This is a genomic window from Mesorhizobium sp. B4-1-4 (assembly GCF_006439395.2).
Classification (GTDB): Bacteria; Pseudomonadota; Alphaproteobacteria; order Rhizobiales; family Rhizobiaceae; genus Mesorhizobium.
Map to the genome: position 1 here is coordinate 3,559,820 of NZ_CP083950.1, position 12,105 is coordinate 3,571,924.

Below are 12,105 nucleotides of genomic sequence, written 5' to 3' on the forward strand. Positions count from 1 at the left end.
TTTCGTGCAAGCCGCTCGCCGAACGGAATTTCGAACATGCCAAGACGCACCGACATCAAGTCGATCCTGATCATCGGGGCCGGCCCCATCGTCATCGGCCAGGCCTGCGAGTTCGACTATTCCGGCACACAGGCCTGCAAGGCGCTGAAGGAAGAGGGCTTTCGCGTCATCCTGGTCAATTCCAACCCGGCCACCATCATGACCGACCCGGAACTGGCCGACGCCACCTATATCGAGCCGATCACGCCCGAGGTCGTCGCCAAGATCATCGCCAAGGAGCGGCCCGACGCGCTGCTGCCGACCATGGGTGGCCAGACCGCGCTCAACACCGCACTGTCGCTGCGCCGCATGGGCGTGCTGGAGCGTTACCAGGTCGAGATGATCGGCGCCGACGCCACGGCCATTGACAAGGCCGAGGACCGCGCGCTGTTCCGCGAAGCGATGAGCAAGATCGGGCTGGAAACGCCGAAGTCGATGCTGGCCAACGCCACCGACGTCAAGAACGCCGACCGCAAGACGCATGAGGCCGAGCGCGCCGCACTGAAGGCCGAGAAGCCGGAGAACCTCGACGCCGCGCTCGACGCGCTTGAAACAAGCTGGAACCTCGGCGAGGGCGACCGCAAGCAGCGTTATATCGGCCATGCCATGGCGGTGGCCGCGCAGGCGCTCGACCATGTCGGCCTGCCCGCCATCATCCGCCCCTCCTTCACCATGGGCGGCACCGGCGGCGGCATCGCCTATAACCGCGCCGAATTCTACGACATCGTCCAGTCCGGCCTCGACGCCTCGCCGACCACCGAAGTGCTGATCGAGGAGAGCGTGCTCGGCTGGAAGGAGTATGAGATGGAGGTCGTCCGCGACCGGGCGGACAATTGCATCATCGTCTGCTCGATCGAGAACATCGACCCGATGGGCGTGCACACCGGCGATTCCATCACGGTCGCGCCGGCGCTGACCTTGACCGACAAGGAATACCAGATGATGCGCAACGCCTCGATCGCGGTGCTGCGCGAGATCGGCGTCGAGACCGGTGGCTCCAACGTGCAGTTCGCCGTCAACCCGGCCGATGGCCGCCTCGTCGTCATCGAAATGAACCCGCGCGTTTCGCGCTCCTCGGCACTTGCCTCCAAGGCGACCGGTTTCCCCATCGCCAAGATCGCCGCCAAGCTTGCCGTCGGCTACACGCTGGACGAACTGGAGAACGACATCACCGGCGGCGCCACGCCCGCCTCCTTCGAGCCGTCGATCGATTACGTCGTCACCAAGATACCGCGTTTCGCCTTCGAGAAATTCCCCGGCGCCGAGCCGGTGCTGACCACCGCCATGAAGTCGGTCGGCGAAGTCATGGCCATCGGCCGCACCTTCCAGGAGTCCTTGCAGAAGGCTTTGCGCGGTCTCGAAACCGGCCTCACCGGCCTCGACGAGATCGAGATCCCCGGCCTCGGCCATGGAACCGCGGTCGCCAGCCATGCCGACGACCGCAACGCCATTCGCGCCGCACTAGGCACGCCGACGCCCGACCGGCTGCGCATGGTGGCGCAGGCGATCCGCATGGGCACCTCGCTGGAAGACGTGCACGCAATGTGCAAGATCGACCCGTGGTTCCTCGAGCAGATATCAGGCATCGTCGCCATGGAAGCCCGCATCCGCGAGCATGGCCTGCCGCAGGACGCCGTCAATCTGCGCATACTGAAGGCGATGGGCTTCTCCGATGCCCGCCTCGCGTCGCTGACGAAGACCGACGCCGAAGTGATTCAGAAGACTCGGCAAAGGCTCGACGTTCATCCGGTTTATAAGCGCATCGACACCTGCGCGGCCGAGTTCGCCTCGCCCACCGCCTATATGTACTCGACCTATGAAGTGCCGTTCGCCGGCAGCCTCGCCAACGAGGCGCAGGTCTCGTCGCGCAAGAAGGTGGTCATCCTCGGCGGCGGCCCGAACCGCATCGGCCAGGGCATCGAGTTCGACTATTGCTGCTGCCATGCCGCCTTTGCGTTGCGCGATGCCGGCTATGAAGCGATCATGATCAACTGCAACCCCGAAACCGTGTCGACCGACTACGACACCTCGGACCGGCTCTATTTCGATCCGCTGACGGCGGAAGACGTGCTGGAGATCCTGCGCGCCGAGCAGGCCTCGGGCGAACTGGTCGGCGTCATCGTCCAGTTCGGCGGCCAGACGCCGTTGAAGCTGGCCGACGCGCTTGAGAAGGCCGGCATCCCGATCCTCGGCACCTCGCCCGATATGATCGATCTGGCCGAGGACCGCGACCGCTTCCAGAAGCTGCTGCACAAGCTCAACCTCAGCCAGCCGAAGAACGGCATCGCCTATTCGGTCGAACAGGCCCGCCTCGTCGCCGGCGAGCTCGGCTTCCCGCTGGTGGTGCGCCCCTCCTATGTGCTCGGCGGCCGCGCCATGCAGATCATCCATGACGAGAGCATGCTGCAGACCTACCTGCTCGACACCGTGCCCGGCCTGGTGCCGGAGGACATCAAGCAGAAATACCCCAACGACAAGACCGGCCAGATCAACACGCTGCTGGGCAAGAACCCGCTGCTGTTCGACACCTATCTCTCAGGCGCCATCGAGGTCGATGTCGACTGCCTCTGCGATGGCAAGGCGACTTTCGTCTCCGGCATTCTGGAACATATCGAAGAGGCCGGCATCCATTCGGGCGACTCGGCCTGCTCGCTACCCGTTCACTCGCTGCCTTCGGACCTCGTCGACGAGCTGGAGCGCCAGACGGCCGCCCTTGCCCGCGCGCTCAATGTCGGCGGGTTGATGAACGTGCAGTATGCCATCAAGGACGGCACGGTCTATGTGCTGGAGGTCAACCCGAGGGCGTCGCGCACCGTGCCCTTCGTCGCCAAGACCATCGGGCGGCCGATTGCCAAGATCGCGGCGCGCATCATGGCCGGCGAGACGCTGGAAGACGCCTTCGCCCATTACGGCGCCATGCCCGACCCGCGCAATCCCGGCCACATCTCGGTCAAGGAAGCCGTCTTCCCCTTCGCCCGCTTCCCCGGCGTCGACATCTTGCTCGGACCGGAAATGCGCTCGACCGGCGAGGTCATGGGCCTCGACCGCGACTTTGCGCTGGCTTTCGCCAAGAGCCAGCTCGGCGCCGGCGTCGACCTCCCCCGCGCCGGCACACTGTTCGTCTCGGTCCGCGACGAGGACAAGAAAGGCATCCTGCCGGCCGTCAAGCGCCTCGCCGGCCTCGGCTTCAAGGTGCTGGCGACATCAGGCACCCAGCGCTTCCTCGCCGAAAACGGCGTCGTCGCCGAAAAGATCAACAAGGTGCTCGAAGGCCGCCCCCACATCGAAGACGCCATCCGCAACCGCCAAGTCCAGATCGTGTTCAACACGACCGATGGCCAGAAGGCGGTGTCGGACTCGAAGTCGCTGCGCCGCGCCACGCTGATGCAGAAGGTGCCGTATTACACGACGCTGTCGGGCGCCGCGGCCGTGGCGGAGGCCATTGCGGCGCTGAAGGCGGGGAGCTTGGAAGTGCGGCCGCTGCAGGAGTATTTTGCTTGAGGAGAGCTTTCTTCTCCCCGTTCAACGGGGAGAAGGTGCCGGCAGGCAGATGAGGGGCAGCGCTAGCTTTGCTTGGGCGAGGACCAGGCATGAGGCCCAAGGCCAAACAGGTATTTCGGAGTTATTTGCGGATTAGATTAACGCTTGATAACTTCACTCCGTAGTGACGGAGTCAGGATTCTTTCGTGGAAAGCTGGAAAACCCTACCCAGTGCGACGCTTGCTCTTTCACCTACGAACAAGGTTGGAAAAACCTTGAGTCTCACGGTTCGCGGAGGGGAAGCCAAGCTAGACTGGCATTTCCACACGATTCGTTATGCCATAAGCCGTGTAGTTCTACATTTTCAGACGGACGACTGTTCGCTTCCAGAAGAGGATTGGGCATTTGACGCCATCAATTTGGGGGAAATGGAGATCGCCCAAGAGAATTCAGAAACTGTCGAAACTAACAAAGGAATAGACAGCGGATGGGCAGCGTCAATTTCAGCGTCCACCCCTGAAGGAAGCGCAAAATTATCGCGTTCGCGCGCCACCAAGCACACACGCGCAAGGACCTCGCGATTTTCAACAGTACATAGACCTGTTCTGGCTCACGGGAATGCGACGAGCCCGATATGGAGCCTCACCTCTGAACAGACACAGAAACCATTGCTTGGTACACTTATCAAACACGACCGCTTTTGTCGTGCCGAACCTCACGGGCCTAAGCCAAAGGTTAGCGTATCATTCGAAATCCCATATGACGCCCTTCTATTCAGGCAGGCGGACGGCTCGTTCTTCCCGGGAAACAAGTTCGGGATGATACGGTTATTGTTGAGAGCGTCAGTGTGCGAGCGAAAACAAACGCTTTGTGAGATTGACCTATAATGGTGGAACTAGACGAGGCTTTAGCTAGAATTCAATCAGCCGACACCGAGAATTTTGTGGAGCTGGTGAGGACATCGGGACTTGATCCAGCATCCGATTTTCGGTTTGCAAATTTTGAAGGTATGGATTTTTCAAATTGCAAATTGAGAGGCTTCGATTTCACAGGATGCGATTTCACCAACGCTGTTATCGGAAATGCCGATTTCAGAGGGTCCATCATTGAGGGCGCCAAGTTCCCCAATAATTTCAGTCCATGGAGTCGCGTTGATCCTAAGCTGCTTCTTCAGAAGAGGAAAGCAATCGTGGCTGCTATGTCCTCTCAACTTCAAGAAAATTTGGCTAAAACGAGCCAGGCGATGTATCAAAGTACCGACGGGCAAAAGAGAATCGCGTGCACAATATCCAAAAGATACGACTCTCGAACACCTTACTGGTATGCATATCATCCAAAATGGGATGATTTCCTGAAAGAGGGCGCTGAAGGATATTTCGTTCTTGGCTGCATGGATTTGAACGTGGCATTTTCGATTCCGAGATCAATAATAAATAGGATTAGATATGATCTTCACGTTTCAAAGACTGAAAAAAGCCAGTACTGGCACGTGCACATCGGCGAGCCGACCGATGGTGAATACGTGCTAGTAATTCCTCACAAGAGCAACGTTAGCTTGAAACCGTACGAATTGCTAATTTAGCAGCCGGGCGGCACCGATGAGTTAGCCAACACATCGACACCTAGCCCGTTGAAGCGGACCCGCATCCACCACACAGCCACACACTCAATCTCAATATCAAACTTCATCGGCCAAGACGTCACCGGCACAAAAGTTCGCGCCGGCGGGTTCACGCTACAGTACCCGCATTGACCCCGTTGATGGCGTTGGAAAAGCCGGAATTGACGGCGTGCACCATCACCACGTTTCCAGCGAGCCGCTTCCAGGCAATGCCTCGGCGCTTCAGCGACGCCTCGGTCTGAACCTCGATGGCGCCACACCCGTCTCGCCGCTCGCCATGTCGACCGGCGGCGTCGCGGCGATGAGCACGAATCCGTTGGCCTTCGCTGCCGTCGAGTGCCCGCACTTTGTCCGGCATTCTTCATGGTGATCTCCTAGTGAGGCTGGCGCTCTACGAATACCCCCACCCGGACCTGCGGTCCGACCTCCCCACAAGGGGGAGGTGGGGAGCCAGGGCATCGTTGGGCGACACGCTTGACGGTTTAGCCGAGACGGACCGTCACGACTTACCTCCCCCTTGTGGGGAGGTCGGACCGCAGGTCCGGGTGGGGGTATTCGTAAAGCGATAGCACTATGGTGTAAGCGAGCTTATCGCGCCGCCCGGCGAACGCCAGCACCGACGCATAGTCCGCACCTCACCCCTGCCCTGGATAGGGCGTGCCGTCCTTGTGCAGGAAGCGGCCGTCGGAGCTGGGGCTCATCATGTCGATGTCGGAGCAGGTGATGACATCGTCCGGAGAGCGCGAGCCGACCTCCAGGTAGCGCGCCGTGGCAGCGACAGGCGGGTGATCAATCCCGACGCCCTCACCCCTGATGCGCCGCGCCCAGTTCCTTCACGTGCTTCTCGTGCATCTTCAGCACCGGCAGCGTCTTCTTGGCGAATTCCTTCATCGCCGGGTCGTCGCCCGATTGCGCATAGGTGCTGAACATCGCGACCGCATCCCTGTGTGCATCGGTCTGCATCTGGATATATTTCTGGTCGAACGCCTTGCCGCTGGCGCCCTTCAGTTCGTCGAGCATCTGCTGCTCCTTCGGCTGCAAGGCAACCCCCGCGGGCTTGACCGAAGCGGTGGTCTGGCCCTTGTTCAGCGCCGCCTTGAAGTCCTTGCCGGCCTTGGTGTGATCCTTGATCATCCGGCTGGCGAATGCCTTGACGTCCTTCGACGACGATTTTTGCTCGGCGAGCTTGCTCGACTGGATTTCGAACTCATTGGCGCTGGGCACCGTCGTGACGAAGGTTTGGGTGTCGACCTTGCTGTCGGCCATCACAGGCGCGACCGTGTTCGATTTGGTGCCGTTCGTTTGGGCAAGCACGGCCGGCGCGCTGGCAAGCAGGGCCGCGGCTGCCACAGTCAGAAGCGTTTTCATCTGAAATCTCCGCTCGGAATGATCCTTCTGACTGTCCAACGCCGCAGACGCGCCGAGGTTGCGCGTCCTCTCTCCCCTCAGTGGCAGCACGCCTCGCCATATTGCAGTTGCTCGTGCCAATCCGGCCGGCCTTCCGGGGTGAAATCCATCAGGTTCCACAGGATCTCGCAGGTGCCGATGGCGCGCGGGTCCTGGCCGGGTTCGACAGGCGCGAAGCCGAGCTCCGACGACCAGGAATGGCGGATGCCGTCACCGTCGCGATGGAACACCGACAGCAGCGGGATCTGCGCCCCATTCGCATCCTCGGCATTGTAGTCGCGCTTGAAACTGTTGCCGGCCGAAGAAACGAGCCGCATGTTCTTCCAGCCGCGGTCGCGGCCAAGTGCCGTCAGGTTTTCCAGCGGGGTTTTGGCCACCACGGCAAAGTTGAAGCCGGCCGCCTCGAGATGCTCGATGGCGCCGTCGAACTGGTCGAGCAGCGCCGTGCAGGAGGGGCACGGCTGGTCCTGCCTCGGCAATTTCGCCGTCTCGCCGCTCACCGCCACGTCGCGTGTCTCCTGCGGATGGCGCGGAAACATCATCTGGTAGAGGATCAGCGTATCCTTGCCCGGCGCGAACAGCTCCGACAGTTTCACCCGCGTGAGCTTGCCGGCGATGTCCAGCCCGTCGAACACATAGTCGCGTGGCACCAGGCCGCCCGGCGGCAGCGCGCGCCGCGCCTCGGCCACGGCTTCCATGGCGCGGCGCAGCTCGATCTCCTTCCTCAAGAGCTTTTCGCGGGCGGTGCGGTATTTGGCGGATTCGTTGGGGAAGGTGATCATGATCGGCTCCTTCGTCGCGCCGGCGTGCCGGCAAGGGTGCTCTACGTCCCAAGGACGGGGTGCACCGACCGATTCCTACATTTTTTCGACCGCTCCTCACCCCTTGACCCCGCCGGCGATGAGGCCGGAGACGATCTTGCGCTGGAAGATCAGCACCAGCACCACCAGCGGCACGGTGACGATCACCGACGCGGCCATGATGTTGCCCCACGGGATTTCGAACTGCGAATTGCCCGACAGCAGCGCGATCGCCACCGGCACGGTGCGCTGCGCATTGTTGGAGGTGAAGGTCAGCGCAAAGAGGAACTCGTTCCAGGCGCCGATGAAGGCGAGCAGCCCGGTGGTCGCCAGCGCCGGTCCCATCAGCGGCAGGAAGATGCGCGTGACGATGATCCATGGTGTCGCGCCATCGAGGATCGCCGCCTCCTCGACCTCGACCGGCAGGTCGCGCACGAAAGTGGTGAGCACCCAGACGGTGAACGGCAAAGTGAAGATCATGTAGGAGAAGATCAGTGCGAACAGCGAGTTGTAGAGGCCGAACATGCGGACAATCTCGAACAGGCCGGCAAGCACTGCCACCTGCGGGAACATCGAGACCGACAGGATCGCAAGCAGCAGGGCCGAGCGGCCACGGAAGCGGATGCGCGCCAGCGCGTAGGCGGCGGTGACGCCGAGCAGCAGCGACAGCGCAACGACCGCCCCGGAGACGACCAGCGAGTTCACAAGATTGCGCGCGAAGGCGCCTTCGGTCAGCACGTTGCGGTAATTGCCGAGGCTGAAGATCTTCGGCCAAAGGCCGGGCTCAAAGAGCTCGGTTCCGGATTTCAGGCTGGTGACGATGGCGTAGTAGAACGGAAACACCGCAATGAAGACGATCACCAAGACCAGCAGGTAGAAGGCCGCGCGCCGCACGATCCACATCTCAGCGGTCTCCATCCAGGCTGATGCGGCCGATCCGGATATAGGCGATCGTGAGCAGGGCGAGGATCAGGAAGAACAGGGTCGAGGCGGCGGAGCCGTAGGCGAACTTGTCGAACTCGAACAGGTTCTCCCGCGTAAACACCGACATCGACTTGGTGTTCACATTGTTGGGCGTCAGCACGTAGATCAGGTCGAAGATGCGCAGCGCGTCGAGCCCGCGAAAAATCACCGCCACCATCACCGCCGGTCGGATCAGCGGCAAGGTCACCCGCCAGAAAATCTGCCACGGGTTTGCCCCGTCGAGCCTGGCGACTTCGATGATCTCGCCCGGCAGCATCTGCAGCGCGGCAAGGATGAGCAGCGCCATGAACGGCGTCGTCTTCCAGATGTCGACGATGAGCACGGCCGCCATCGCGGTGTCGGGGCTGGCGGTCCAGGCGATCTTGTGGCTGATCAGGCCGAGATCGACCAGCACGACATTGATGATGCCGAACTGGTCGTTGAGCATCCACTGCCACATCTTGGCCGAGACGATCGTCGGGATCGCCCAGGGGATGAGGATCGCCGCCCTGACGATGCCACGGCCAGGAAAGCTGGCGTTGAGCACCAAAGCCACGATCGTGCCGAGGACCGTCTCGCAAGTCACAGAAATCGCCGCGAAGCGCACGGTGTTCCAGACCGCGCTCCACCAGACCGGATCGACGAGCAGTCCGTCATAGATCACCCGGCCGCTCGGCAGGCGCAGCACCGAGAGATAATTGTCGAAGCCGACGAACTGGCGGGCGTCGAGGTCGGCCAGCGAGGCGTCGGTGAAGCTGAAATAGACGGTGCGGATGAGCGGCCAGCCGGCAACGGCGGCCAGCACCAGCAGCATCGGCGCCAGGAACAGCCATGCCGAGCGCACGCGCTGCGCCATCAGCCGCGAATGCCTGACAGGCGCGACGCTCACCAGCCTTTGCCTTTCAGCTTGGTCAGCCTCGCTTCGAGGTCGGCCAGATTGTCGGCGCCGCTGCCTTCGCCGGAAAGCGTGTTGTGCACGGCCGTCCAGAACTGGCTCGATGCCTCGTTGTACTTGATCTTGACAGTCGCGGAAGGACGCGGCACGGCGTTGAGAAAAATCTGCTTCCAGCGCGGTACGATCGGCTGCTGCCTGGCAATGTCGGCATCGTCATAGAGCGCCTGGATGGTCGGCAGGTTGGACGTCTTCAGAGTCCGGTATTTCTGCATCTGGGGCGAAGCGATGAACTTGACCAGTCCGATCGCCGTGTCCGGATGCTTCGAATATTTGGAGACCGCGAGATTCCAGCCGCCCAGCGTCGCGACCGGCCGGGCGCCCTCGCCAGTGCCTGCCGGCAAAGGCGCCACGTCGAACTTGCCCTTGATCGGCGAGTTGTCGCTGTTGCCGAGCGCATAGGCATAGGGCCAGTTGCGCATGAAGACGGCATTGCCGGTCTGCCAGACGCCGCGCGATTCCTCTTCCTGGTAGGCAAGTACGCCGGGCGGCGAGATGGTCCCGATCCACCCCCTGACCATGTCGAGCGCGGCTGCCGCTTTAGGGTTGTTGACCGATATGGTGCTGTCCGGCTCGACGATCCGGCCGCCGCCGCTGGACATCACCCATTCGAGCGCGTCGCAGGTCAGTCCCTCATAGGCGTTGCCCTGGAAGACGAAACCCCAGATATCCTTGTTGCCGGCCGCCCGTTCCTTGTCCATGACCAGCCTGGCGGTGTCGGCCAGTTCCTTCCAGGTGGCAGGGACCTTGGCGCCATATTTGTCGAGCAGGTCCTTGCGGTAGTAGAGCGCCGGCGCATCGGTGAAGATCGGCAGCGCGACCAGCCTGCCGTTGACGGTCTGCGACTGGATGATCGACGGGAAATGGGCGCCGACCACATCCTTGGTCGCTTCGGTGAGATCGACGAGCTGGCTGGCGAGTTGCGGCGCCCAGATGACGTCGGTCTGGTAGACGTCGATATCGCTGTTGCCGGCGGCAAGCCACAGCCTGTACAGGCCGAACTGGTCCGTCGTCGACGGCGGCAGGACGACGATGGAAACCTTGTTACCGCTCTCTTTCTCGTAACGGTCGAGGATCTCGCGAAGCACCTTGATGCCGTTGCCGGTGTCTCCCGACACGATCGACAGCTCGATCGCGTGGGCTTGAGCGACTGCCAGGATGCTGCCAACCGCAAGCGCCAGTAATGCGAGGACAGGCTTCACGGCGGGTTGGGTCTCCCTTTGGAGCCGGACACCTCCCACGCGTCGGCAGCTCGTCAGCTATCCCCTGCCCCTGAATGCGAAGCCGTGCTTTCGGGTTCCCAGGCTTTGACAAAGAACCCCTGAAGCGCGTCGCCATTTCAACGCGATGCGCTTCAGCCTTCCCAGTCGACCTCGAACATGCCGACCCGCTCATAGAGCCGCACGGCGGCGGCGTTTTCGACCGTGTTTGTCTTGAGATCGACGTGGGTAGCGCCGCGGTCGCGAAAGGCGGCGAAGGCCTGCCACATCAGCGCTTCGCCAATGCCTTTGCCGCGCGCCTCGGGATGAACGGCCAGATTCTTGATGAAAGCGCTCGTCCAGCATAGTGCTGCCGCCGTCAGCCGGCCCTTGGCGTCGATGACGAGAAAACAGAGATCCGGATCGAATTCGAGGTCGCCTGATATGCGCGGCCACCAGTCGTCGAATGGCTCGTCGGCGCGGTTCTCGAACACGTCGCCCAGCAGCGCATGCAGGGCCGGCGCGTCGCCGTGCCTCAGACAGCGCATGACGAAGCCATCCGGCCAGTGCGGTGTAACCAGCGTCTCGTCGAGGATCTTGCGCAGCCGGATATCGTTCGGAGCCGGCGGGCGCGGTTCAGGCATCGCGCTCAGGCGTCGGGCTGCCGCTTGCGGTCGGCGCCAAGGCCCGTCGCCTCGAGCAGACCCTTGCGCTTGGCGTCGAAATAGTAGCCGGTCTGGTAGAGCCAATCGGCCTTCTTGGAATTGCCGCCGGCCACCAGCCAGGCGCCGCGCAGATATTTGACCGCATATTTCAGGTTGGTCTCGGCGTCGAACAGGCCCTTGGCCGGCCCGTCGTAACCCATGCCGCGCGCCGTCGCGTGCTTGATCTGCATAAGCCCCCAATGGCCGTTGTTATAGGCTTTGGGGTTGTAGGTGCTTTCGCGATTGACCACGTGCCGCACCAGATCGACCGGCACCTCGTAGAGGGCGGCATATTTGATGATCAGCCGGTCGACGTCGCCGCGCATGCCGGTGGCATGCTCCTCTTGCTCCGGAGCAACCGGCGCCGACGGGAACTGCACCAGGGCAGCCGGATTCTGCGGCAGCATATAGGCCACCTGCTGCACGCCGGGCATTTTCTGGCCGGCGCTGGCGGTCGCCGGCACGATAAGCCCGGCGGTCGTGTATGCCTGAGCCGCCTTGAGTGGCTGACCCGCTTTGGCCGGCGGCGGCGCCTGCCAGGCATTGGCCGTCATCACGGCGGGTAAAGCCGGCGCCGCCGGCGTCGCTCCGGCAAAGGCCGCGGTTGCGGCCGCGGGTTGGCTGGCTGGATCGAGAGCTGGCGCGGCCGCCGCGCCGGGTGTCAATTCGGCCGTTTGAACGGGCGCGACACCCGACGGTTGCGGCAGTACCGAAACCGTCTCCGGCAGCGGTATGGTGAAGCCTGCATCGCTGCCTGCCACGGTCGCGGTTTCGGTCAGGGACGGCGCGGCTTTCATCTGCGAGGTCGAGGTGCAGCCGCTCATGCCGGCCGCCGCCACGATCACGCCGATCGCGATAAGGATCTGTTTTGCTGGCAAGCCGCGCTCGGGTCCGGTTTGTCGGGTTGTTAAGATTTCCCTTACACCAGCGATTCCTGGGT

General features: G+C 62.3%; 10 protein-coding genes and 1 pseudogene. 2 read left to right on the forward strand and 9 right to left on the reverse strand.

Going from position 1 to position 12,105, the window contains the following annotated elements:
• Window positions 1-36: 36 nt before the first annotated feature.
• Window positions 37-3,540, forward strand: a complete 3,504-nt coding sequence (gene carB / locus FJW03_RS16970) for a carbamoyl-phosphate synthase large subunit (protein WP_140763470.1) — start codon at window positions 37-39, stop codon at window positions 3,538-3,540.
• 865 nt (window positions 3,541-4,405) lie between these two features.
• On the forward strand, window positions 4,406-5,101 hold the full coding sequence (locus FJW03_RS16975; protein WP_140763467.1) for a pentapeptide repeat-containing protein: 696 nt from the start codon (window positions 4,406-4,408) through the stop codon (window positions 5,099-5,101).
• A 148-nt stretch (window positions 5,102-5,249) separates the two neighbouring features.
• Here FJW03_RS16975 and FJW03_RS16980 read toward each other — a convergent pair whose 3' ends face one another.
• The 9 genes and pseudogenes from FJW03_RS16980 to FJW03_RS17020 form a co-directional block, all read right to left on the reverse strand.
• Window positions 5,250-5,498: a hypothetical protein gene (locus tag FJW03_RS16980; protein ID WP_181173236.1), complete on the reverse strand. Its 249-nt coding sequence runs from the start codon at window positions 5,496-5,498 to the stop codon at window positions 5,250-5,252.
• Between the two features lie 277 nt (window positions 5,499-5,775).
• A pseudogene (locus FJW03_RS16985) lies at window positions 5,776-5,910 on the reverse strand (transcriptional regulator); the annotation flags it as partial.
• A gap of 34 nt (window positions 5,911-5,944) precedes the next feature.
• Window positions 5,945-6,508, reverse strand: a complete 564-nt coding sequence (locus FJW03_RS16990; RefSeq protein WP_140763464.1) for a DUF4142 domain-containing protein — start codon at window positions 6,506-6,508, stop codon at window positions 5,945-5,947.
• Window positions 6,509-6,585: 77 nt separating this feature from the next.
• On the reverse strand, window positions 6,586-7,329 hold the full coding sequence (locus FJW03_RS16995; protein WP_140763461.1) for a DUF899 family protein: 744 nt from the start codon (window positions 7,327-7,329) through the stop codon (window positions 6,586-6,588).
• Window positions 7,330-7,425: 96 nt separating this feature from the next.
• Entirely contained in the window at window positions 7,426-8,250 is an 825-nt protein-coding gene (locus tag FJW03_RS17000; RefSeq protein ID WP_140763458.1) for a carbohydrate ABC transporter permease, read from the reverse strand.
• Window position 8,251: 1 nt separating this feature from the next.
• The gene (locus FJW03_RS17005; RefSeq protein WP_140763705.1) at window positions 8,252-9,166 is read right to left on the reverse strand and encodes a carbohydrate ABC transporter permease; all 915 of its coding nucleotides are present in this window, start codon (window positions 9,164-9,166) and stop codon (window positions 8,252-8,254) included.
• Between the two features lie 29 nt (window positions 9,167-9,195).
• Entirely contained in the window at window positions 9,196-10,464 is a 1,269-nt protein-coding gene (locus tag FJW03_RS17010; protein WP_140763455.1) for an ABC transporter substrate-binding protein, read from the reverse strand.
• A 152-nt stretch (window positions 10,465-10,616) separates the two neighbouring features.
• Window positions 10,617-11,105, reverse strand: coding sequence for a GNAT family N-acetyltransferase (locus FJW03_RS17015; protein ID WP_140763453.1), 489 nt, complete (start codon window positions 11,103-11,105; stop codon window positions 10,617-10,619).
• Window positions 11,106-11,110: 5 nt separating this feature from the next.
• A complete protein-coding gene (locus FJW03_RS17020; protein ID WP_140763450.1) occupies window positions 11,111-12,043 on the reverse strand; it encodes a lytic transglycosylase domain-containing protein in 933 nt (310 codons plus the stop codon).
• Between the last annotated feature and the right edge of the window lie 62 nt (window positions 12,044-12,105).

Bases quoted from the DNA above. Each gene is read 5' to 3' on its own strand.
- FJW03_RS16990 (WP_140763464.1), bottom strand. From the start codon at position 6,508: ATGAAAACGCTTCTGACTGTGGCAGCCGCGGCCCTGCTTGCCAGCGCG.
- FJW03_RS17005 (WP_140763705.1), bottom strand. From the start codon at position 9,166: ATGGCGCAGCGCGTGCGCTCGGCATGGCTGTTCCTGGCGCCGATGCTG.
- FJW03_RS17015 (WP_140763453.1), bottom strand. From the start codon at position 11,105: ATGCCTGAACCGCGCCCGCCGGCTCCGAACGATATCCGGCTGCGCAAG.
- FJW03_RS16980 (WP_181173236.1), bottom strand. From the start codon at position 5,498: ATGCCGGACAAAGTGCGGGCACTCGACGGCAGCGAAGGCCAACGGATT.
- FJW03_RS16995 (WP_140763461.1), bottom strand. From the start codon at position 7,329: ATGATCACCTTCCCCAACGAATCCGCCAAATACCGCACCGCCCGCGAA.
- carB (WP_140763470.1), top strand. From the start codon at position 37: ATGCCAAGACGCACCGACATCAAGTCGATCCTGATCATCGGGGCCGGC.
- FJW03_RS17000 (WP_140763458.1), bottom strand. From the start codon at position 8,250: ATGTGGATCGTGCGGCGCGCGGCCTTCTACCTGCTGGTCTTGGTGATC.
- FJW03_RS16975 (WP_140763467.1), top strand. From the start codon at position 4,406: ATGGTGGAACTAGACGAGGCTTTAGCTAGAATTCAATCAGCCGACACC.